Source organism: Saliniradius amylolyticus (assembly GCF_003143555.1).
GTDB lineage: Bacteria > Pseudomonadota > Gammaproteobacteria > Enterobacterales > Alteromonadaceae > Saliniradius > Saliniradius amylolyticus.
The window spans coordinates 3006501-3029545 of the sequence record NZ_CP029347.1 but is presented as its reverse complement, the minus strand read 5'-3'; the positions used below and the strand labels follow the sequence as shown (position 1 = coordinate 3029545).

Genomic DNA, 23045 nt, shown 5'->3' with positions numbered 1-23045 from the left:
GGGAGAGACTCATGAAAGACGTAGTTATTGTAGATTGCATTCGTACGCCCATGGGGCGCTCCAAAGGTGGCATGTTTCGTAATGTGCGCGCCGAAACGTTGTCGGCGCATCTGATGACTCAGTTGCTGAAACGCAATGAGGCACTGGATCCGGCCGAGATCGATGACATCATCTGGGGCTGTGTACAGCAGACCAAAGAGCAGGGCTTTAATATCGCCCGTAACGCCCAGTTACTGACCGGAATTCCACGCACAACGTCAGCGGTGACGGTGAACCGTCTGTGTGGCTCATCAATGCAGGCGCTGCACGATGCGGCTTGTGGGATCATGGTCGGTAAAGGCGAAGTCTATATGATCGGCGGGGTGGAGCATATGGGCCACGTACCTATGACCTTTAACGTAGATTTCCACCCCGGTTTGGCTAAGTATACGGCCAAGGCGTCGGGCAATATGGGCATGACGGCTGAGCTGCTGGGCCGCCAAAACGGTATTAGTCGTGAGATGCAGGACCAGTTCGGTGCCCGCTCGCACCAGCGTGCCGCTAAGGCGGCTCAGGAAGGCCGCTGGAATGAAATCGTCGCCACCGAAGGTCATGATGCCGATGGGGTACTGAAGATGATCGATCAGGACGAGGTCATTCGTCCCGATACCACAACCGAAACACTGGCGGGGCTGCGTCCGGTATTCGATCCAGTGAATGGTTCGGTGACTGCGGGTACTTCCTCGGCTATTTCCGATGGCGCCTCGGCAATGCTGGTAATGTCGGCCGACAAGGCCAAAGCACTGGGCTTAACGCCGCGAGCTAAGATCCGCTCGATGGGCGTGGCAGGTTGCGATGCCGCGATCATGGGTTATGGTCCTGTACCTGCGACCCAGAAGGCACTGAAAGCCGCAGGCATGACCATGGACGATATTGAGATTGCCGAGTTTAACGAGGCCTTTGCCGCTCAGGCGTTGTCTTGTATTAAACAACTGGGCTGGCTGGATGTGTATGATGAAAAGGTAAACCTGAACGGAGGGGCCATTGCACTGGGTCATCCGCTGGGTTGTTCCGGCGCGCGCATCTCTACCACCCTGTTAAACCTGATGGAATCGGAGAATAAATCCGTGGGGCTGGCCACCATGTGCATTGGCTTGGGCCAGGGCATTGCCACGGTGTTTGAACGGGTCTAACCCTGATTCAAAGCTTTTGAGAAAGCGCCTTCGGGCGCTTTTTTTATACCCGTGTTAAGGAAGTTGATGTAGCTCAAAAATCATCCAGTTTATTTGTATAAAGCCTCTTGAAGTCGATGTTGCTGGCTATATTTTAATCAATGCCAAAAAGGCAGAAACCCAATAGCAGTAACAATCAGGAGGTGGCTATGAACTTACTACCCAGAAACAGTATCGATTTTGATCGCTTCTTCGATAACTTCTTTGCGCCCAGCACCCTAGGCGGTGATCGAAGCAGCTTTTTTACCCCCAAGGTGGATATTCACGACAACAAAGACCATTACACCATAGTGGCCGAGTTGCCCGGGGTGAAGAAAGAGGACATTAACATCCAGCTTCAGGATGGGGTGCTCACGCTGGAAGCCCAGGCTCACCAAGAGAATAAGGAAGAGGCCGAAGGTAAGGTTATTCGCCAGGAACGTAGTTATGGCAAGCTGACCCGGAGCTTTAATTTGGGCAGCAATGTGCAGCAGGGGGACATCAGCGCCAACTTTAAGGACGGTTTGTTGACCATTAAGGCGCCTAAGGTAGAGCAGTCCGAGCCGGAAGCCAAGCGGATCCCTATTGGCTGATGGCATAAGAGATTAGTGTAGGCAAAAGGAACCGCATTCTCAGACTCGCCGTGAACCCCTCCGTGGGGGCTCCTATGCGGCTTCCTTGTCGCACAGGGTCTGGGAATGTGGTTTCCTTTCCCTGGCGGAAAGGCGTTGTTATCTACATCTGCGATTGCAGGTAGTTGGCTTTGCCGATGGTCTTAATCAGGCGTAGCTGCTGTTCCAGCCAGTAGGCGTGGTCTTCCTCGGTGTCGGCCAGTAACTCTTCCAGTACTTCCCGGGTTTGGTAGTCGCGCTCCTGTTCACATAACTGGATGGCGTCGCGCAGGGCGGTGCCGACCTCGTATTCCAGTTCCAGATCGAAACGCAGCATTTCCTCTACATCCTTACCGATGCGCACCGGGGTGCGACTCTTAATGTCTGGGGTGCCTTCCAGAAACAGGATACGCTCGATCAGCTTCTTGGCGTGCCCTTTTTCATCATCAAACTCATGGGAAATACGTTCAAACAGTTTGCTCAGGCCCCAGTCAGCATACATTTCCGAATGCAGAAAGTACTGGTCCATGGCCGCGAGCTCGGCGGCCAACAGGCCGTTCATGGCATCGATGATTTTCTGTTTACCTTTCATTTTTACCTCCTTACACCTGAGACTGAAGATAGTTTTCCGTGCCCAACTCACCGAGCAGGTGCTGTTGGGTTTCCAACCAGTCCAGGTAGTCTTCTTCCTGCCCCAGAATTTCCTCAAGCAGGTCGCGGGATACATAGTCCCTTTCGGTTTCACACAGAGCGATGGCTTTGCGCATTTGAGTCAGCTGGTCATGTTGGGCGTCCATATCGCATTGCAACATTTCGGCGGTGTCTTCGCCGATACGCAGCCGGCCCAACTGCTGCAGGTTCGGCAACCCTTCCAGAAACAAGATACGCTCGATCAGTTTGTCGGCTTGCTTCATATCCAAAATGGACTTCTTGTATTCCGCCTCATTCAGTTTGTCCAATCCCCAATTCTTGAAGATTCTGGCATGAAGAAAATACTGATTGATGCTGGTCAATTCGTAAGTGAGCACTTGATTCAGGGTGTCCACCACCTGTTTATTACCTTGCATAGCGGCTCCTCGCCTTTGACGATGATGCTAAGCAGTCTAGTTGCAACCTAGGATTAATTCAAATTTTATTTTAATTTCAATGGGTTAGGATTGATAATGACACTGGTTCTCAATCGCCTTTGGCGTCTAGGAAAATTTACGTTATCCCCTTCTGAATTTGGTATACGTTGCTGTTATCGGAAATACGGGGCAGTCATACTACAAGCCGGCGCGGCCCTGATTTGGTCTTAATTCGACGTGATCGTTTTTGCACTATATTTGAGCTGCCAGTTGAAATATGGCGAATACATGGAAAAGGAGAAAACAATGTTAAATGGTGTGCGACTCATTGTTGTTGCACTTGGGTTGTTAATGGCTATGAGCTCTGCCTCGGCGTTTGAGGTCGATAAGGTAGCCATCGATTACCACAAGTTTACGTTAGATAATGGATTAACCGTGGTGGTACACGAGGATCATAAGGCGCCGATTGTCGCCGTATCAGTTTGGTACCATGTGGGTTCTAAGAACGAACAACCGGGCAAAACCGGCTTCGCCCACTTATTCGAACACTTGATGTTTAATGGTTCGGAAAATTACGACGGTGAGTATTTTAAGCCCTTTAATGAAATCGGCGCTACGGCCATGAATGGTACGACCTGGTTTGATCGTACCAACTATTTTCAGAATGTCCCCTCCACGGCATTAGATCTGGCCTTATGGATGGAGTCTGATCGCATGGGGCATTTGTTGGGGGCGGTCACCCAGGAAAAGCTGGATAATCAGCGGGGCGTGGTTCAGAACGAGAAGCGACAAGGTGACAATCGACCTTATGGGAAGGTGGAATATCGGGTTCTTGAGGGCCTGTTACCGGAAGGTCACCCGTATCGCTGGTCTACCATAGGCTCAATGGAGGACCTCAATAACGCCTCTCTGGATGATGTACACAGTTGGTTTAAGCGGTTTTATGGAGCGGCTAACACGGTATTGGTTTTGGCCGGCGATGTAACGCTGGAGCAAGCAAAGCAGAAAGCGCAGCAATATTTTGGCGACATTCCAGCCGGCCCTCCGCTGCACAAACTTCAAGCCTGGGTGCCGGAGAAAACCACCAATACCTATGAAATGATGCACGATGATGTGCCCCAACAGCGCCTCTATCGTAACTGGGCCGTTCCCGGGCGCACTACTGAGGAAGCCGCACTGTTGACTCTGGCTGCGGAAATTCTGGGAAGCGGCAAGAACTCGCGTCTTTACCAAGCCTTGGTGCTGAAACGTCAGCTTGCCACTGATGTCAGTGTGACATTGCAGCCTCATGAATTAATGAGCTTTTTTGAAGTTACTGTGACTTTGGCACCCGGAGCCGATAAAACGGAAGCCATGCAAGTGGTCGATGCCACTCTGGCCCGTTTTCTTGAGCGGGGACCTCAGAAGGAAGAGTTAAAGCGCACTAAGAGTCGTATTTACGCCTCGCAGGTCAGGGCCTTGGAGGAAGTTGGTGGCTTTAGTGGTAAGGCAGCGACCCTGGCTAAAGGTGAGCTTTACGCCGATGATCCTGGCTTCTACCTGAAGCAACTGGATTGGTACAACAAAGCCAGTGCCCAAAAAGTGCAGGCGGCAGCCCAGCTTTGGTTGTCCAAAGGCTACTATCAACTGGATGTCCAGCCGTTTCCGAGTTACACCGCTGCCGAGTCCGGAGCGGATCGCTCCCAGTTGCCGCAAGTCACTCAAATGCCGGAACTGGACTTCCCCGAAGTAGAGAGCTTTGTATTGGATAACGGCATTAAGGTTAATCTGGCCGAGCGTACCAGCATACCCGAGGTCGATATTGCTCTGACCTTCGATGCAGGCTATGCCGCAGACTCGACCGGTCATAAGCTGGGGACATCCAGCTTTACCATGGATATGTTGAATGAGGGTACCGAGGAGCTGGATGTACTGGAGCTTGAGGCTGAACTAGACATGTTGGGTGCCAGGTTGAGTGCCGGATCTAATTTGGATCGCTCCTCTGTCTTCTTGGGCGCTCTGACGGACAAGCTGGATGCCTCGGTTGCTTTGATGGCTGATGTGGTGCGTGAGCCGAGATTCTCGGAGCAGGACTTAAAGCGCATTCAGCGTCAGCGACTGGCCCGTATTGAGCAGGAAAAGTCTCGTCCGGTACAGCGTGCTCTTCGCACTCTGCCGCCTCTGATGTATGGCAGTGAGCATGCTTATGGGATTCCTTTTACCGGTAGTGGTACCCGTGAGTCTGTGCAGTCTATGACGACGGACGACCTGAAGCAGTTTCATCAAACCTGGTTACGGCCTTCAAAAGGTGAGTTTTTTGTCGTGGGGGATGTAAACAAGGCTCGTCTGCAGGCTGTACTTAATGAGCATTTTGGTGATTGGCAGGAACCGGATAGACCGTTAGTACAGAAGAACATTGCCCAGGTGCCCAAGCCCGAGCAACCTACAATCTATTTAGTGGATAAACCGGGCGCGCCTCAAAGCTTGATTTTGGCCGGTCACCTGACGCCCTCTTCCGGTGACAGCGATAATCTGTTGCTGGATACCACCAATGACATCTTCGGCGGTCAGTTTACTGCGCGTTTGAATATGAACTTGCGGGAAGACAAGGGATGGGCGTATGGCGCATACAGCTTCTTTATTGATGCGCAAGGTCAAAAGCCTTGGTTGATTTATGCGCCTGTGCAAACGGATAAGACCCTGGAGTCTGTACAGGAAATCCTTAATGAACTTAGCCAGTTCAAAGGCGAGCAGCCAGCGTCACAGGAAGAGTTGCAAGAAGTTGTTAACAGCAATACACGCAGCCTGCCTGGTAAATTTGAAACGGCGAGTGCCGTGTTGGGTGCGTTTTTGGATAGTGAACGCTTCGACCGGCCTCTGGATTATCCGGAAACTCTGAAGACTCAGTATCAGGCTATGACCACTCAGGATATTCAGGAAAAAGCGCGTCAGGCGTTTTCTGCAGACGCTCTGACCTGGGTTGTCGTGGGCGACCTGGAGCAGATACGTGAGCCTATAGAGGCCGCTGGCCTGGCTGAGGTAAAAGTGCTGAGTGACGATTAACAGAGTTTGTCACTCACTAAAGCCGCCCAACAGAGGCGGCTTTTTTATGTCCAGGGACGGACGGTATGCAGCGAGCACATGGAAGCGCAGGATCGGCTATGTACGGACAAACGACTGCTCCTCCAGTGTGGGTATTTAAGCGCCTCTCCTTAGCGGGCAAACAGACGTTCGGGGTTTTGGAAGGCCTTAAACTCTAGGGCATTGCCGGCCGGGTCACGTAAAAACAAAGTGGCCTGCTCCCCGGGTTGGCCTTTAAAACGGATATAGGGCTCGATCACAAAGGTTACGCCGGCGGTTTTCAGACGTTCAGCCAGATCATGCCAGTCGTTCCAGGCCAATACGGCACCAAAGTGAGGCACCGGAACCTTGTTGTTGTCCACCTCGTTATCATCGGGGGAGGAAGGCATGGAGTCCACCAGGTGGGTGACTAACTGGTGGCCAAAAAAGTTCCAGTCGATCCAGGTTCCTGAGGTACGACCCTGTTCGCAGTCGAGCAATCCGCCATAGAAGGCCTGAGCCTCGTCGAGATTGGTCACCGGAATGGCAAGGTGGAACGGCGGTATCAGCTTCATGGTAACTCCTATTGGAATAGCTTTAACATCAGTAGCTTAAATTTATTGAATGGCGGATAGCGCCAGTTGATATCAAACCAGGTCCCGCGACGCATGACGGACTTTAAATGGCTAAAGGTATCAAAGCCCCACTGTCCGTGGTACCGACCTATACCACTGTTGCCGACGCCGCCGAAGGGCAGCTTCATGTTGGCCATAAACATCATGCCATCGTTGATGCAGACGCTACCAGCACTGGTTTTATTGAGCAGTTGCTGTTCGAAAGCACGGTTTTTGGTGTAGAGGTATAAAGCCAGTGGTTTCGGACGGCGGTTAATAAATGTCAGGCTGTCGTCGAGGCTATCCATTGTGATGATGGGTAAGATGGGGCCGAAGATCTCTTCGGTCATCAGAGTGCTCGACGGATCCGGATCCAGTACCAGGGTCGGCTCGATATAACGGCTGTCGGCATCGGTTTGACCGCCGTGGACAATATTCTGTCCCTTGAGAAGCTCAACAAGGCGATAAAAGTGATTGTCATTAATAATGCACCCATAATCGGCGCTCTGACGGGCGTCTTTACCGTAAAAGCGCTGTAGGCTCTTAGTGAGAGCCCCGGTAAGGGTCTCGGCAAAGCGGCGTTCCACCAGAATGTAGTCTGGGGCCACACAGGTCTGGCCTGCGTTCATCCACTTACTCCAGACGATGCGGTCGGCGGTGACCTTAAGCTCACAGTCGTCGGCGACGATGCAGGGGCTCTTGCCTCCCAATTCCAGAGTGACCGGACTGAGGTGTTTGGCTGCTGCCGTCATTACAATCTTACCAACCCGCTCGCCGCCGGTATAGAACACATGGTCCCAAGGCTGTTTGAGTAGCTCGGTAGAGACCTCGACGCCGCCTTCGACCACCTGTACCGCCCGCTCATCCAGGTATTGGGGAATTAACTCGGCGAGTAAGGTCGAGGTATTTGGGGCCAGCTCAGACGGCTTCAGGACTGCGCAGTTCCCTGCAGCAATGGCCGAGATAAGTGGTGCCAGACTGAGTTGCAAAGGATAATTCCAGGCGCCCATAACCAACACCGTTCCCAGCGGTTCAGGCTGAATAAAGCTATGACCGGGTTGGGCGATAACAGGGGTGCTGACGCGACGAGGCTTAGTCCACTTTTTCAGGTGCTTCAGGTGGTGCTCAATATCGCCGATCAGATAGCCTGTCTCGGTCATCCAGCTTTCCTGATTGCACTTGCCCAAATCCTGCTTAAGTGCTTCTGCGATGGCCTTGTGGTTGCGGGTAATCAGCTTCTTCAGCTTGCCGAGTTGCTCTCGCCGAAAGGCCAAGGGGCGTGTCAGATCGGACTGAAAATGGTCCTGTAACTTGTCGAACTGGCGGGCAATTTCGCTGTCCATTGGCATCACCTGAGCATCATCGGTCAGGCTAGGCTATAAAGTTTTACGCCAATAAACAATAAAAAAGCCGCTTGAAGCGGCTTTTATCATTTTAGTCTTACGCCTCGTAAGGGTGGCGCTTGACGATGGTTTCTACCCGATCCGGGCCAGTGGAGATTATATCCACCGGCACGCCGGTTAGTTCCTCAATGCGCTGGATATAGTCGAGTGCCGCCTGAGGCAGTTCCTCGATGGTTTTCACGCCAAAGGTGTTGTCCTGCCAGCCGGGCATTTCCTCATACACAGGCACCACTTTTTCATAGCCATCGGCGGCCATGGGGGGAACATCGCGTACATTTCCTTCGGCGTCTTTATAGCCGATGCAGATTTTCAGGGTTTCCAGACCATCCAGTACATCCAGCTTGGTCAGACAGAATCCGGTGATGGAGTTAATCTGTACGGCGCGCTTCATGGCTACCGCATCGAACCAGCCGGTACGGCGCTTACGACCAGTGGTGGCGCCAAACTCATTGCCTTTCACGCCCAGATGCTGACCCACTTCACAATCCAGCTCGGTAGGGAAAGGCCCTGAGCCAACACGGGTGGTATAGGCTTTCACAATACCCAATACATAATCCAGGTTCAGCGGGCCGAAACCTGCACCAGTTGCTACACCGCCGACGGTAGTGTTTGAGGAGGTAACATAGGGGTAGGTGCCGTGATCGATATCCAGCAAGGTGCCCTGTGCGCCTTCAAACATGATGGCATCGCCACGACGGCGCGCTTTATCCAGCATATCCGGCACATCGGCGACCATGGCTTTCAGCATATCGGCCACGGCCATAGCCTGGTCGTAGACCTCGTCGTAGCTGACAGGGTCGGTCTTATAGTATTCAGTCAGGGCGAAATTATGGTATTCCACCAATTCTTTCAGACGCTCGGCAAAGGTGTCTTTACAGAACAGGTCACCTACACGCAGACCTCGGCGAGCGACCTTGTCTTCGTAGGCCGGGCCGATGCCACGACCCGTGGTACCGATGGGGTTCTTGCCCCGGGCTTTCTCACGGGCCAGATCCAGCTGCACGTGGTAAGGCAGAATTAAAGGACAGGCTTCGCTGATCACCAGGCGGTCCTTAACGGGGACGCCGCGCTCTTCCAGCATGGTCATCTCTTTCAGCAGGGCTTCGGTACTCAGTACCACGCCGTTGCCGATGACACAGGTGACATTGTCACGCAGAATGCCCGAGGGGATTAAGTGCAAAACGGTTTTTTCACCGTCGATAACCAGGGTATGGCCAGCGTTGTGCCCACCTTGATAACGCACCACATAAGCGGCTTTATCGGTGAGCAGATCCACCACCTTACCTTTACCCTCATCACCCCACTGGGTGCCGAGCACGACTACATTTTTTGCCATGAATTTGAAACTGTCTGAAAATTAGGCGGGGATTCTACCAAATTTCTGAGTGGGAAATCATCTGTTTTACCCATAAATGGCTAGAGCGAGTTTATCTTTGATATTCAGACTGCTCAGGTATGGTGATTTTTTGATGTCGTTGTGGGCGTTTTAATGCATAAACCAGAGTATTACCACGCCCAAAACCACCATAATGCCTCCCATGGCCTGAAGCTGATTTGCCGGTTGTTCAGCTAACTTGCGCACATAACCTTGCCACTTGTTGGGAAACAGCATGGGGCCTAAGCCTTCGATAATCAGGAAAAAGCCGATACCCAGCCAGAACGCATCAAGCATTGGAATGCTCCAGACAGCTTAAATCATAGTCCTGTGGATTATGGTAGAGGGCAAAGCCAAAGCGCAAGCGATCGCCCCGGGCATCGGTAATAATACCGTGCTGGCGCAGGTGTTCGGCCAGGGCCTGGACTTTTTCGGCGCTGGATAGCTTAAAGGTCAGGAAGTGGCCGTGATGATCTAAATCCCGCGACAGCAGTTGGTCTCGGTTCAACTCCGGGTGGCTCAGATTATCCAGAATGGCTAAGAACTGCTGCTGGCACTGCTGCACATAGCCGTGGATTTTATCTACCGGCAGCCCTTCACGTTCGAACAACTCCAGCACGGCGTGTAAGCGATACACTGGAGCCATGTCCATGGTGGCGCCGCCAAAGCGCATGCCGTTGTCGGCATAAAACACTTTGTCACTCTGTGCCTGACTCAGCTCACCAAAACCGGCAAACCAGCCGGTATAGGCCGGTCTCAAGGTGCAGCCCGATGGAATGTGGGCAAAGCAGGCCCCTTCGCCGCCCTGAGCGTATTTGTAGCTGCCCGCTAGGTAGAAGATACGATCCTTTATGGCGTTAAGATCGGTGGGCAGGGCCATAAAGCCATGGTAACCATCGATCACGACGATGGTGTCGCTATGGCGAACGGCGTTGACGATGGCCTCTGGGTTTTGCAGCGCGATGCCAGAGTTAAAAAATACCTGACTGAGAAACACCAGGTCATAGCGTTTTTCGTTGAGAGCCTGGGTAAAGCGCGCCTCAAAATCCTCGGCGGGCAAGGTGGCTACCTGTGTTAGGTTTAGGTTATCCGACTCGTCGAGGCGCTTAACCTGGCGGCTAAAGCTGTGAAATTCGCTGTCGGTGGTCAATATGTTCACAGGCTGACACCAGTCCAAACAGCTTAGAATGCGATACACCAGCTCATGGGTATTAGGCGCAAACACAATCTGTTCTGGCTCATTGGTGTTCAGAATGCGGGCAATGTGTTGCTGTACCAGCGGCAGTTTAGTGGTAAACAGATAATCCCATTTATCATCCACCAGGCGGGCCGAGTCATCCCAGTAGTCCAGCATGGCCTCGCGGGTTACATCCGGCCAGTAATGGTGACTGTGGCAGGCAAAGTGCTGCTTGCCCTGATTGGCATTGAGAAAACGCTGATAGAGATACTGGTACATAGGGCCTCGGCTAGGCAGGTATCTGGGGGCAGTTATAAAGCAGGCCTACGGCATGGACGGGTAACGGCAAGCCTGCGGTTAAGGCCCCTTGATACTCAGCTCGTATTCAAGGGGCTTATTGGGTAGGGCTATTTAGTGCCCTGAATATCTTTCATATAGCGGAAGAAATCGCTGTCCGGGCCTAACACCATTATGTCGTCTTTGTTCTTAAAGCTGCCCTGGTAGGCGTCCATACTGCGCAAGAAGGCATAGAACTCGGGGTTCTGGCTGTAGGCTTCGGCATAGATCTTGGCGGCCTGGGCATCACCTTCACCGCGCAGTTTACGGGCGTTACGCTCGGCGTCGGCCAGCATGACGGTGACTTCGCGGTCGATGTTGGCGCGGATGATCTCGGCCTGCTCCTTACCCTTGGAACGGTGCTCCTTGGCCACCGCAGCCCGCTCGGCACGCATACGCTGGAAGATGGAGTTACTGATTTCGGTGGGTAGGTTAATCTGCTTAACCCGCACATCCACAATATCAATGCCCAGATCTTCGGCGCTTTCCGACGATTGCACCATAGCCTGATTCATCAGCTCGGAGCGCTCACCGGAGACGATATCGGCGATGGTACGGGTACCAAACTCGGAGCGCAGACCATTGTTTACCTTCTGGCGTAACAGGGTTTCTGCCTGAATCTTCAGACCACCGGTAGACAGATAGTAGGTGGCAAAATCATTGATGCGCCACTTCACATAAGAATCTACGATCAGGTCCTTTTTCTCAGCAGTAACGAAGCGGTTGGCACCGTCATCCAGCGTCTGGATGCGGGCGTTGAGCTTCTTGACTGTGTCGATAAAGGGCAGTTTAAAGTGCAGACCCGGCTCGTAGACAACGGTCTCGCCGGTGGCTTCATCCCGGCGCACCTTACCAAACTGGATGACAATGCCTTTGTAGCCTTCTTCGACCACAAACACTGAGCCAAAGCCCAAAACGGCTAAAATGACGATAAGCGCGATTGCTAGATTTTTCATGGCTTAATTCCTCCCACTGTCGAAGCGGCCACTGCGTTGGTTAGCACTGGTGCTGTTGCCAGTACGAGACTCTTGGGTATTGATGCGCTGCAGTCCTTCCAGTGTATTACCGGACGAGCCATTCTGAGTTCGATTCTGACGCTCTAACAGCTTATCCAGCGGCAGGTACATCATGTTGTTGCTGCCTTCACCATCCACCAGGATCTTGCTGGTGTTGGAGTAGACTTCCTGCATGCCTTCCAGATACAGACGCTGGCGGGTCACCTCAGGCGCGGCTTCGTACTGCGGCAGCAGTTCCTCGAAGCGAGCCACTTCACCCTGAGCTTCCAGTGTTACGCGCTGTTTGTACGCCTGAGCTTCCTGAGTCATACGGTTGACCTGACCGCGAGCACGAGGCTCGATTTCGCGCGCATAGGCTTCCGCTTCACGAATAAAGCGTTGTTCATCCTCTTGGGCGGCGATGGCGTCATCGAAGGCGTCTTTGACTTGTTCTGGCGGACGAGCGTCTTTAAAGTTCACTTCCAGAATACTCACGCCCATGTCATAGGGCTCGATGATGCTGCTCAACTCTTCCCAGACTTCCTGACGGGTTTGCTCCCGTCCGCTAGTCAGTACCTGATCCATTTCCGAGTGGCCCACCACATAGCGAATGGCGCTATCCAGTGCGTGGCTCAGGCTGGCGTCGGGGTCGACCACCGCAAAGATGTACTTGAACGGATCACTAACCCGATACTGGATTTCCATTTCCACCCGAACCACGTTCTCGTCTTCGGTCAGCATAAATCCAGAGGCTGGCATGGTACGGACTTCCTGAACGTTAACCGGGTGAACTTTGTCCACAAAGGTTGGCTTCCAGCGTAGGCCGGGGTCTTCGAACCGGTTAAACTCGCCAAAACGCAGTACTACGCCGCGCTCAGCTTCGTTCAGGGTATAAAAACCACTGATAAACCAGATGATCACCAGAATACCGGCGATCACGCCGGCGCCGATGCCACCAAAGCCTTTACCCGAAGGTTTACCACCTCCGCCACCGGTAAATTTGCCGAAAAACTTCTTAAATACCTCGTCGAGATCCGGCGGACCCTGATCACGACCCCCGCGGTTTTTCCACGGGTCATTATTGTTGCCACCAGGCTCATTCCAGGCCATGTTGTTCTCCGTTAAGTAAAGTTAAGATTGTTGCGTCACGTACGAAGGGAGACGTTCGTCCGTGCGTTTGGTCATCTGATTCCAGTCACTGACGGGCATGCGCACATTCACCAACCAGTTGCCCTCAGCATCGTAATTCTCATTTGAGGTACACTGCATACGTAGCAGTTCGCTGCGCAGTTTACCTTCGCTAGGCGGTATTCGCAGCCGGTACTCTACCATACTCTTACTCAGACGCTCAGTGAGCGCCTCGAATAACAGGTCGATACCCCGATTCTGTTGGGCCGACAGCCAGACTCTGACGGGCTGGCCCTGTTCGTCGCGATCGATGCGTGGCTCGGTATCTTCCAAACGATCAATTTTGTTGCATACCACCAACTGTGGTACTTCGCCGGCGTCAATCTCTTCGAGCACTTCGTTTACTGAATCGATATTGTCGCGAAAATGCTCGTCGGAATAGTCCACCACGTGTAAGAGTAGCTCAGCTTCCTGAGTTTCCTGCAAGGTGGCCTTAAACGCCGCCACCAGATCATGGGGCAAGTGGCGAATAAATCCAACCGTATCGGCCAAAATTGCCGGGCCTACATCCTGCAACTGGATCTTACGTAAGGTCGGGTCCAGGGTGGCAAACAATTGGTCCGCTGCATAAACCTGCGATTCAGTCATGGTATTGAACAGGGTCGACTTTCCGGCGTTCGTGTATCCCACCAGCGACAGGGTCGGAATTTCCCGACGGCTCCGGGCGCGGCGCCCTTGCTCTCGCTGCTTTTGTACTTTCTGCAGCCGCTTCAGGATATTGTTAATGCGGCCTCTTAGCAGACGACGGTCGGTTTCAAGCTGGGTTTCACCCGGGCCGCGCAGACCGATACCACCCTTTTGCCGTTCCAAGTGCGTCCAGCCGCGTACCAGCCGGGTGGAAATATGCCTTAACTGGGCCAGCTCTACCTGCAACTTACCCTCGTGAGTACGGGCACGCTGGGCAAAAATATCCAGAATCAGTCCAGTGCGATCCAGTACACGGCATTGGCAGAGCTTTTCCAGGTTGCGCTCCTGAGAGGGACTCAGGCTGTGGTTAAACAAGACCAGCTTGGCGCCGTGATGTTTTACCGCCTGGGCGATTTCTTCGGCCTTGCCACTGCCAACAAAGTATTTAGGGTTCGGTGTGGAACGGGAGCCGGTGACCACATCTAAGGTCTCAACACCGGCCGACGACGCCAGCATCAGCAACTCTTCCAGATCTTCTTTGCTGCCGTCGTCAGGGAAATCTATATGAACCAGTACCGCCTGTTCACCTGCTTCATAACGGTCAAACAAGCATTTGTCTCCTGTTAAGCGAGTTAGTCCTCGTCATTATCAGGATTTGACTGGGTATGCGCAACCGATGGGATGGGACGAGCGGGAACCACAGTGGAAATAGCGTGCTTATAAACCATCTGACTGACGGTATTTTTCAGCAAAATGACAAACTGATCGAACGATTCCACCTGACCCTGAAGCTTAATGCCATTGACCAGATAGATCGACACCGGGATACGCTCTTTGCGCAACGCGTTTAAGAAGGGGTCTTGTAATGATTGGCCCTTAGCCATGGTGGTATCCTTTTGTTTTTATTATCGAGTGTGCGTTTTTTATTATCGGCTAAAAAGCGGCTTTAACCAAGGAGTTACGCCGCTCATCTAAGACCTTCTAATAATGACAGCACAGTGTCAAGGTTATTTGTAGCAAAGCTGTCCAGCCATTGCACATCAGACCAGCTACGCAGCCAGGTGAATTGACGCTTTGCCAGTTGGCGGGTAGCCACAATGCCCTTAAAGCGCATCTGCTCATGGTCTTGCTTGCCGTCCAGGTAATCCCACATCTGTCGGTAGCCCACGCAGCGGATGGACGGCAGGTCCGGATGCAGATCCGGCCGCTGATAAAGCCTGGCAACCTCCTGTTCAAAGCCCTGCTCCAACATTAAATCGAAGCGCTGCTCTATGCGCTGATGCAGCACCGCCCGCTCCTCGGGAGCTATGGCCAGTTGCAGCGTTGGATAGGATAAAGCAGGTAGCTTCTGACGAGTGAGCTCGGTCATAGACTGACCACTGATACGATAGACCTCAATGGCTCGCATGAGCCGTTGAGGGTCATTAGGATGAATGCGCTCGGCGGAGGTTGGATCGATGACTCTGAGCTCGTCATGGAGCGCCTGCCAGCCCTGCTGTTCTGCCTGACGCTCGATTTGTTGCCGGATAGCAGGATTGGCTTCGGGCAGCGGCGACATGCCCTCTATCAGTGCCTTAAAGTACATCATGGTGCCACCCACCAATAGCGGGATACGGCCCTGCGCAATGATGTCCTCAATATGAGCCAGTGCATCGCGGCGAAATTCAGCTACCGAATAGGTTTCGGCTGGATCTTTGATATCGATCAGCCGGTGGGGCGCGAGGGATAATTCTTCGGCGCTGGGTTTGGCGGTGCCGATGTCCATGCCCTTATAAATCAGTGCCGAGTCCACGCTGATGATGTCGCAGGGTAGGTGGCGCACCAATTCCAGGGCCAGCGCGGTTTTTCCAGAGGCGGTGGGCCCCATCAAGCTGATCACGACAGGTTTATTCATTGATAAGGCTTTCCACGGATAGACGCCGGGCTCCGGATAGAGAAGCCGGTTCCTGTTCACTCTGAGTCCAGCAACGTACCAGGTGTTCTAGTTGACCGTCGTCTAAGGGCGCGCGCTGGCGGGCGATAATGTCACTCAGTGTCGCGACTTCGCCGTCCCAGGGGTTATCCATCAGCGTTGTCAGGGTGCTGGCCCAGTCCAGTTGCCTCAGGCCCGCTGGCACTTGCTTGATTAATACCCGCCCAGGTAGACGCTGTATGTGGATGCCCAGGGTTTCTAAGCGAGTTTCAAAATCCATCGCTAAGTTTTCTTTGAGGACAACAGAGATCGGCATCAGCAAGGGTTGGGAGACCGGTTGTTGCTGCAGCTGCTGTTGTAGGTAATGGCTGTCCAGTGTCTGGGTGGGGATTAGCCAGAGCTGCTCGTCCTGACGCAGCAGGATATGCTTTGAGTCCAGCGGCATCCAGTGGGACATGGTAACCTCATGCGGATGCTTCTCTACCGTCATCAGTCGCTGATAGTTTTGGCTGGCGCCCGACGAGGGCGGGCGGCTCTGTGATGCGTACCTGCCGCTGGCTTCGGCGACCCGAGGTTGCAGCGGGCGAATATAGTTATGTTCGGGCTCGACTCTGGGCAGTTCACTGACGGAGGCCGCTTGTTGCGGGCGCTGAAGTGACTCTGAACCTGTAGTTAGGGTCTGGTTTAAAACATCGGCCAAGGCCCGATAAATAAAATCATGTACCAGCCGGGCCTGATGAAAGCGCACCTCGTGTTTGGCCGGGTGTACATTCACATCCACCTGCTTGGGGTCCAGCTCCAGGTAGAGGACAAAGCCAGGGTAGTCTTCGCCGGGATGAACTTCATTAAACACCTGTCGAATAGCGTGATTAATCAGCTTGTCGCGCATCATGCGACCATTCACATAAACAAACTGATGCTCGGGCTGGTGGCGACGTTCCAGGCTCAGCCATCCATGTAGCCGCAGGCCGTCGTACTGACTGTCGAGGGTCAGGGCTTGCTGCATAAAACTCTCGCCACAGACCCGGGCAATGCGCTTTTCCCGGGCGGCGGCATTCTTAGCAGCCGGATAATGGCGTACCCGTTTGCCATTGTGTTTGAGGGTGAAGCCCACCTCAAATTGGCTTAGGGCAATACGCCTAATCAGCTCGTCGATATGGCTGAACTCGGTTTTTTCAGTGCGCAGGAACTTACGGCGCGCCGGCGTATTGAAAAACAGATCCTGAATATCCACACTGGTGCCGTCCGGATGGGCCACCGGTTGCACCTTTACCGCCAATTCGGCGCCTTCGGCGAAGGCCTGCCAGGCCGCTTCCTGTGACTGGGGCTTTGAGCTGATGGTCAGCCGGGCCACCGAACTGATGGACGCCAGCGCCTCGCCACGAAAGCCCAGGCTGGCGATCTGCTCTAAGTCGTCCAAACAATGGATCTTGCTGGTGGCATGGCGGCTCAGGGCCAGTTCAAGCTCGCTTTTGGCGATGCCTTTACCGTTGTCACGCACCAGAATGCGCTTATGGCCTCCCTTGTCGATATCGATTTCAATGCGATCGGCGCCCGCATCCAGACTGTTTTCCACCAGCTCTTTGACCACCGACGAGGGGCGTTCCACTACTTCACCGGCGGCGATCTGATTGGCCAGTATCGGAGGTAATATCTGAATTGACATGACTTAGCGAGGGATGGTCAGCACCTGGCCGACCTTGACCATATCGGAGCTGAGATTATTGGCTGACTTAATTCGTGATACCGACACATTGTAGCGTTGGGCGAGCAGTGACAGAGATTCCCCCCGGGCGACCTTGTGGTGACGATTTTCCCGTTTGTGTCTGGCCCACAGGGTGCCGTCGGGAGGCATACGGCGGAAATAACGGGTAATGGCACTGTGCATGGCGCTGGCGAGATTCTGGCGGAACTTAAGCCAGTTTAGGTTCTTCTCTTCCCTGGGGTTGGAAATAAAACCGGTCTCTACCAGGATCGAAGGAATGTCGGGCGAGGTGAGCACCGCTAAACTGGCAGCCTGAGGCTTGTGTTTGTGCATGTGGGTGATTTCGTCCAGGTCCTTGATCAACTCCCGGCTTATTTCATAACTGGTGGACAGCGAGTGGTCCATGGACATATCCAGCAGCGCCTGGGTCAGGTAGCGTTCGCTGGCGGTGTCTTCGATCACCTGAGCGGCACCGCCCAGTAACGCCGAGTGTTTCTCGGTGCTTTCCAGCCAGCGGCCCAGCTCGGAGTTGGCCCGTCGCATGGACAATACCCATACTGAGGCCCCGCTGGGCCCAGGGGTGCGAAAGGCATCGGCGTGCACGGACACCAGCAGGTCGGCCTTGTGCTTACGCGCCAGTTCGGTGCGTTTATTCAGGCCCACGTAGTAATCACCGGTGCGGATCAAAATGGCGCGCATGCCCTCTGTGTCATTGATCTTGTCGGCCAGTAGCTTGGCGATACTCAGCACCACGTTTTTCTCATAACTGCCTGCCGCGCCAATAGAGCCGGGATCCTCACCACCGTGACCGGCATCCACCGCCACGATGATATCCCGTTCGCCGGAGTCTTTGCGGCTTTTGACCACCCGTTCGCCCTGGTCTCCTTTGCGCTCCAAGTCGATAACCAAGCGATCCTGATAGGGCTTGGTGGGCGGCAGGGCAAAGATTTCCGTGTTTACGTCCTCGTTGAGCTCCAGCACAAGGCGGACGCCTGAGGCATTCTTGGGGCTGGAGTAACGTAACTTGCCCAACACATCGCTATCATTACTGATCTGGCTTAAGTTGAGGGTTTTTTCTGTATTAGCCAGATCAATCACCAAGCGACGCGGGTTGTTCAGGTTGAAGTAAGTGAAATCGGGTTTTGACTGCATATCCAGCACCACCCGGGTACTGGTAGGAGAAGGCCAGATGCGTACACCATCGATTTTGTTGCTGGCGCCCAAAACAGAGCCGCTGACCAGTAACATCAGTCCGGCTGTCACAAACAGTAATTTAGTAAGACATTTTGCTGTCATGGGTTGTGGTGCGTAATTGTTGTAATAAGAGGTCGCCCTTTTCAGACTGGCTTTCCAGCTTCAGAGTTCGTCCGTCGCCGGTAAAATTTATATTAATCTGCAGATCGGCCGCTGCCAAGAGGCCGGCACCTTTTTCCGGCCACTCGATCAGACTGATGCAGTCTTCGGCAAAATAATCACGAATACCGATAAACTCCAGCTCTTCAGGATCGGCCAGGCGATAGAGGTCAAAGTGAAACAGCCGCCAGCCTCGGACTTCATAGGGTTCTACCAGAGTATAGGTGGGGCTTTTGACCCTACCGGAATACCCCCTGGCCTGAATAAAGGCACGACAAAAGCTGGTTTTACCGGCACCTAAATCGCCATTAAGGTAGACCACCATGGCGTGTTGGCAATGTTTGGCTAACTGTTGCGCCAACGCTTGGGTAGCTTGTTCATCGGCACAATAAAACTCGAGCTGCATCAGTGATTCACCAGTTCCCGGATTCGGTGGATAACGTCGCTGGCGATCATACCACGTTGCCCTTGATTTGCAGCATCCAGATCGGCCGCACGGCTATGCAGACAAGTGCCTAGCAAAGCCGCCTCGGCGGGAGGGATGCCCTGTGCCAGCAGACCGCCTAAGACCCCGCTGAGCACATCGCCCATGCCGGGGGTGGCCATGCCCGGATTGCCGTCCTGGCAGACGGCAGTTCGCTTGTCATCAGCAATCAGGCTGCCAGCACCTTTCAGGATTACGGTTGTGTGGCTGACCTCCTGTAATTGCCTGGCAGCGGTAAACCGATCCTGCTCAATGTCTTTGCCTTGATTATCCAGAATGCGGGCGGCTTCTCCGGGGTGAGGCGTGATGATGGTGGATTCAGGCAGGCTAAGTTCCTGATGTGAAGCCCACAGGTTTAGTCCGTCGGCATCCAATACCAAGGACTTAGGAGTGCGGCTTAATATGTTCATGGTGCGCAGAAACAGGCTGGTGCCCCAGTCATCGGTGCCTAAGCCCGGGCCCAGTACGACGGTGGTGGCCCATTGTAGTAGGGTGTCGAGTTGGCTGGCATCGCCACTGACCATAAGCTCGGGGCGGCCCTGGCTAACGGTGGCTACGGAGTCTCTGTGACATAGGACTTTTACCGGACCCGAGCCGGCACGCAAGGCTGCCTCTCCTGTTAATCGTATAGCCCCGGCCATACCCACATTACCGCCAATGCAGAGCAGTCGCCCGCAGCTGTTCTTATGGGCTGTTGCTACTCTGGCGGGCAAGGGAGCCAACTGCTTAAAGCCAACATGCAAGGCGGAATGTGTGGCACGGGCGTCGAAAATATCGCCAATGCCGAGTGGGTTAAAGTGCAGTTCACCACAATGGGCTTTGCCCTGACCGGTGACCAGTCCGGGCTTAATAGCCACCAGGGTTACCGTATGATTGGCCTGGATTGCTTCTCCCCCGGTAAATCCCGTATCGGCGGGCACGCCAGAGGGGATATCGATACTCAGTACTTCGGTGGAGGAACCATTGACTGCCTCGATGATCTCTTTGTACGGCGATTTAACCGCGCCCTTAACGCCGGTACCTAAGATTCCGTCTATGATGAGATCAAAGTCGCCGAGTGTTACCGGCCAGGCCTGGTCCACACCACCGATCTCCTGCCACAGATGGCTGGCGCGGCGAGTATCGTCCGAATACTTATCGGCGTTGCCTAAGGCACACAGGGTCACATCCAGTCCTTGCTGACGGGCCAGGCGTGCTACCACGTAGCCATCGCCGCCGTTATTGCCATGACCGACTAGCACCAGCAGGCGGCGGGCACTGGGATAGCTCTCTTGTAAGCGACGGAACACCGCCATACCAGCGCGTTCCATCAGGGTATACATGTCCAGGCCAGCTTGCTGGGCGGCCTGGGGCTCTTGCCTGCGAACCTCATCGGCAGTATACAGCTTCTGTGATAGACTCAGGGGTCTTTCAAGGGCGTTATAGTGTTTCAATGGCACACCTCACTGACGAGCAATTACAAAGCTTATCTGAAAATATCAAGGCCTGGGGCAAAGCGCTAGGTTTCCAGGCTGTGGGGATCAGCGATGTGGATCTCAGTCAGCACGAAGCTCACCTACAAGCCTGGCTGGACAGGCAGATGCACGGTGAGATGGATTATATGGCCGCACACGGCATGAAACGCGCCCGTCCGGCCGAGCTGGAGCCGGGAACAGTGCGGGTGGTGAGTGTGCGTATGAACTATCTACCCCCCGACGCCAGCTTTGCAAGGACCTTAAAGGATCCGCAGAAAGGCTATGTGAGTCGTTATGCGGTGGGGCGGGATTATCATAAGCTGTTAAGGAAGCGTCTTAAGCAGCTGGGGCAGAAAATCCAGCAGCACTGTGAAGCATTAAACTTTCGGCCGTTCGTTGATTCGGCGCCGGTCTTGGAACATGCCATTGCCGAGAAGGCCGGGATCGGCTGGACCGGTAAGCACTCACTGACACTCAGTAAAGACGCCGGTTCCTGGTTTTTTCTGGGTGAACTGTTTATTAGTTTGCCCTTGCCGGTAGATCAGCCTGTCGAAGAAGCCTGCGGTAATTGTACCGCTTGTCTGACAGCCTGCCCGACTGGGGCCATTGTCGAACCCTATGTGGTAGATGCCAGAAAATGCATTTCCTATCTGACTATCGAACTTAAGGGCGCAATTCCTGAGCAGTACCGGCCCTTATTGGGGAATCGTATCTACGGCTGTGATGATTGCCAGCTTATCTGCCCCTGGAATCGCTATGGGCAGCTTACCGATGAGGGCGATTTTCATCCCCGGCAGAATTTACATCAGCAGGAACTCTTGGACTTGTTTGCGTGGGATGAAGAGACCTTTCTGAGCAAGACTCAGGGCTCGCCTATTCGGCGTATCGGCCATGAGTCCTGGCAGCGCAATATCGCGGTGGCATTGGGGAATGCCTCTTATTCTATAGACATTACTGAAGCCCTGGAACAGGCTCGGCCCCGATCCAGTGAGCTCGTGAGAGAGCACATTGACTGGGCATTGGCGCAGCAGGAACGTCGTCGTTATCAGGCGACTCCGGTCAGCCGTCAGCAGCAGCGACTGATCCGGAGTATTGAGAAGGGCTTACCCAGAGACGCTTAGCCTTTCTGGTGGTAAGGGCGACTAAATTTGTGCACCGCGTCCACAAAAGTTTTGGCGTTTTCCGGTGGCACGTCGGGGTGAATACCATGACCCAGGTTAAACACGTGGCCCTCGCCCTCACCGAAGCCAGCCAGAATGGTTTTCACTTCATGTTCGATGCGTGTGGGCGTTGCGTAAAGCATGGAAGGGTCCATATTGCCCTGCAAAGTGACCAGATGACCGACTCGCGCTTTGGCGTCGGCAATATTGGTGGTCCAGTCCAGGCCGATGCCATCACAACCAGTGGCGGCGATGCTTTCCAGCCACTGACCGCCGTTTTTGGTAAACAGCGTTACCGGGATGCGCAGTCCCTCGTACTCACGGTGCAGACCCTGCACAATCTTATGCATATACTGCAGTGAGAAGTCTTTATAGTCTCTGGGCGACAGCACCCCGCCCCAAGTATCGAATACCATCACCGATTGAGCGCCCGCCTCGATCTGGGCGTTAAGATAGTCGATCACCGCGTCGGCCAGTTTATCCAACAGCAGATGTAAGGCTTTGGGCTCGGCAAAGGCCATCTTCTTAATCTTGGTAAACGCCTTACTGGAGCCTCCCTCGATCATATAGGTCGCCAGGGTCCAGGGGCTGCCGGAAAAACCGATAAGCGGCACTTCGCCTTTGAGGTTTTTGCGGATGGTGGACACTGCATTCATCACATATTGCAGTTCCTGGTTTGGGTCCACCTTAGGCAGCGCCTCAATCTCAGCCATCGAAGTCAAGGGCCGTTCGAATTTAGGACCTTCGCCTTTTTCGAAATACAGTCCCAGACCCATGGCATCGGGAATGGTCAGAATATCGGAAAACAGGATGGCGGCATCCAGATCGAAACGGCGCAGCGGCTGAAGAGTCACTTCACAGGCCAGTTCGGCGTTGCGGCACAGGCTCATAAAGTCGCCAGCCTGACCGCGCACCTCGCGATATTCAGGCAAATAACGCCCGGCCTGACGCATCATCCACACCGGGGTGACATCCACCGGTTGTTTTGACAGGGCGCGCAGATAACGATCGTTTTTAAGAGACGACATAAACTTCCTAAAAGTGGGACACTAGACGCAGCGCATTTTATCAGTAAACAGGCAGGATGTGATGATATGACGCAAATGTTTCAATTTTTTTATACCAATTCGTGCGGGCTTTTGGTCTCTCAGAGCGGGTCAGAAGGTCTTAGTTCAAGGCGGGGTTTCGCGGACATAGTGGAGCTACGTCAAGAAGCGCCAACACAGAGATAAGGCCTTCTGGCCGCTCCCTTTGGGCAAGCCTAAAAGGCACTCTGACTGTGTTAAGGCACCTCGATTTAGCCCCACTAAACCATCGATACCTTGCCTTGCCAGGGCCCCTTTTAATCTTGCTGA

21 protein-coding genes are annotated in these 23045 nt (G+C 53.7%); 4 read left to right on the top strand and 17 right to left on the bottom strand.

What is annotated here, in order from left to right:
- Nucleotides 1-11: 11 nt before the first annotated feature.
- On the top strand, nt 12-1172 hold the full coding sequence (fadA, locus tag HMF8227_RS14110) for an acetyl-CoA C-acyltransferase FadA (RefSeq protein WP_109340795.1): 1161 nt from the start codon (nt 12-14) through the stop codon (nt 1170-1172).
- A gap of 188 nt (nt 1173-1360) precedes the next feature.
- Nucleotides 1361-1783, top strand: coding sequence for an Hsp20/alpha crystallin family protein (locus tag HMF8227_RS14105; protein ID WP_109340794.1), 423 nt, complete (start codon nt 1361-1363; stop codon nt 1781-1783).
- Between the two features lie 142 nt (nt 1784-1925).
- On the opposite strand, the gene bfr (HMF8227_RS14100) is transcribed toward HMF8227_RS14105, so the two are convergent.
- Together bfr (HMF8227_RS14100) and bfr (HMF8227_RS14095) are read right to left on the bottom strand one after the other, a co-directional pair.
- Complete coding sequence (bfr, locus tag HMF8227_RS14100; RefSeq protein ID WP_109340793.1) at nt 1926-2393, bottom strand: bacterioferritin; 468 nt, start codon at nt 2391-2393, stop codon at nt 1926-1928.
- Nucleotides 2394-2403: 10 nt separating this feature from the next.
- Complete coding sequence (gene bfr, locus HMF8227_RS14095; protein ID WP_109340792.1) at nt 2404-2868, bottom strand: bacterioferritin; 465 nt, start codon at nt 2866-2868, stop codon at nt 2404-2406.
- 306 nt (nt 2869-3174) lie between these two features.
- Here bfr (HMF8227_RS14095) and HMF8227_RS14090 point away from each other — a divergent pair, with 306 nt between their 5' ends.
- The gene (locus tag HMF8227_RS14090) at nt 3175-5910 is read left to right on the top strand and encodes a M16 family metallopeptidase (RefSeq protein WP_109340791.1); all 2736 of its coding nucleotides are present in this window, start codon (nt 3175-3177) and stop codon (nt 5908-5910) included.
- 149 nt (nt 5911-6059) lie between these two features.
- Here the strand turns inward: HMF8227_RS14090 and HMF8227_RS14085 are convergent, their stop codons facing one another.
- From HMF8227_RS14085 to HMF8227_RS14020, 14 genes are all read right to left on the bottom strand, one after another.
- A complete protein-coding gene (locus tag HMF8227_RS14085; protein WP_109340790.1) occupies nt 6060-6482 on the bottom strand; it encodes a VOC family protein in 423 nt (140 codons plus the stop codon).
- A gap of 8 nt (nt 6483-6490) precedes the next feature.
- Nucleotides 6491-7864 (bottom strand): aldehyde dehydrogenase family protein, encoded by a 1374-nt coding sequence (locus HMF8227_RS14080; RefSeq protein ID WP_109340789.1) that lies wholly within the window; start codon nt 7862-7864, stop codon nt 6491-6493.
- A 97-nt stretch (nt 7865-7961) separates the two neighbouring features.
- The gene (locus HMF8227_RS14075; RefSeq protein ID WP_109340788.1) at nt 7962-9260 is read right to left on the bottom strand and encodes an adenylosuccinate synthase; all 1299 of its coding nucleotides are present in this window, start codon (nt 9258-9260) and stop codon (nt 7962-7964) included.
- A gap of 150 nt (nt 9261-9410) precedes the next feature.
- On the bottom strand, nt 9411-9596 hold the full coding sequence (locus tag HMF8227_RS14070; protein WP_109340787.1) for a DUF2065 domain-containing protein: 186 nt from the start codon (nt 9594-9596) through the stop codon (nt 9411-9413).
- Entirely contained in the window at nt 9589-10755 is a 1167-nt protein-coding gene (locus HMF8227_RS14065; RefSeq protein WP_109340786.1) for an aminotransferase class V-fold PLP-dependent enzyme, read from the bottom strand. Before HMF8227_RS14065 ends, HMF8227_RS14070 begins: the two co-directional genes overlap by 8 nt.
- A gap of 128 nt (nt 10756-10883) precedes the next feature.
- The gene (hflC, locus tag HMF8227_RS14060; protein ID WP_109340785.1) at nt 10884-11768 is read right to left on the bottom strand and encodes a protease modulator HflC; all 885 of its coding nucleotides are present in this window, start codon (nt 11766-11768) and stop codon (nt 10884-10886) included.
- A 3-nt stretch (nt 11769-11771) separates the two neighbouring features.
- Nucleotides 11772-12917, bottom strand: coding sequence for an FtsH protease activity modulator HflK (hflK, locus tag HMF8227_RS14055; RefSeq protein WP_109340784.1), 1146 nt, complete (start codon nt 12915-12917; stop codon nt 11772-11774).
- Nucleotides 12918-12938: 21 nt separating this feature from the next.
- A complete protein-coding gene (hflX, locus tag HMF8227_RS14050; RefSeq protein ID WP_109340783.1) occupies nt 12939-14231 on the bottom strand; it encodes a ribosome rescue GTPase HflX in 1293 nt (430 codons plus the stop codon).
- A 23-nt stretch (nt 14232-14254) separates the two neighbouring features.
- Nucleotides 14255-14506: an RNA chaperone Hfq gene (gene hfq / locus HMF8227_RS14045; protein WP_109340782.1), complete on the bottom strand. Its 252-nt coding sequence runs from the start codon at nt 14504-14506 to the stop codon at nt 14255-14257.
- A gap of 83 nt (nt 14507-14589) precedes the next feature.
- Complete coding sequence (gene miaA, locus HMF8227_RS14040) at nt 14590-15516, bottom strand: tRNA (adenosine(37)-N6)-dimethylallyltransferase MiaA (protein ID WP_109340781.1); 927 nt, start codon at nt 15514-15516, stop codon at nt 14590-14592.
- The gene (gene mutL / locus HMF8227_RS14035) at nt 15509-17200 is read right to left on the bottom strand and encodes a DNA mismatch repair endonuclease MutL (RefSeq protein WP_109340780.1); all 1692 of its coding nucleotides are present in this window, start codon (nt 17198-17200) and stop codon (nt 15509-15511) included. The genes miaA and mutL overlap by 8 nt, the downstream gene beginning before the upstream one ends.
- Before the next feature lie 3 nt (nt 17201-17203).
- Nucleotides 17204-18535, bottom strand: a complete 1332-nt coding sequence (locus HMF8227_RS14030) for an N-acetylmuramoyl-L-alanine amidase (protein ID WP_420820540.1) — start codon at nt 18533-18535, stop codon at nt 17204-17206.
- Nucleotides 18513-18998, bottom strand: coding sequence for a tRNA (adenosine(37)-N6)-threonylcarbamoyltransferase complex ATPase subunit type 1 TsaE (gene tsaE, locus HMF8227_RS14025; protein WP_109340778.1), 486 nt, complete (start codon nt 18996-18998; stop codon nt 18513-18515). Before tsaE ends, HMF8227_RS14030 begins: the two co-directional genes overlap by 23 nt.
- On the bottom strand, nt 18998-20509 hold the full coding sequence (locus tag HMF8227_RS14020) for an NAD(P)H-hydrate dehydratase (protein WP_239421319.1): 1512 nt from the start codon (nt 20507-20509) through the stop codon (nt 18998-19000). Before HMF8227_RS14020 ends, tsaE begins: the two co-directional genes overlap by 1 nt.
- Here HMF8227_RS14020 and queG point away from each other — a divergent pair.
- A complete protein-coding gene (gene queG / locus HMF8227_RS14015; RefSeq protein ID WP_109340777.1) occupies nt 20509-21651 on the top strand; it encodes a tRNA epoxyqueuosine(34) reductase QueG in 1143 nt (380 codons plus the stop codon). The genes HMF8227_RS14020 and queG overlap by 1 nt on opposite strands.
- On the opposite strand, the gene hemE is transcribed toward queG, so the two are convergent.
- On the bottom strand, nt 21648-22718 hold the full coding sequence (gene hemE, locus HMF8227_RS14010) for a uroporphyrinogen decarboxylase (protein ID WP_109340776.1): 1071 nt from the start codon (nt 22716-22718) through the stop codon (nt 21648-21650). The two genes, queG and hemE, sit on opposite strands and share 4 nt — an antisense overlap.
- Nucleotides 22719-23045: the final 327 nt, after the last annotated feature.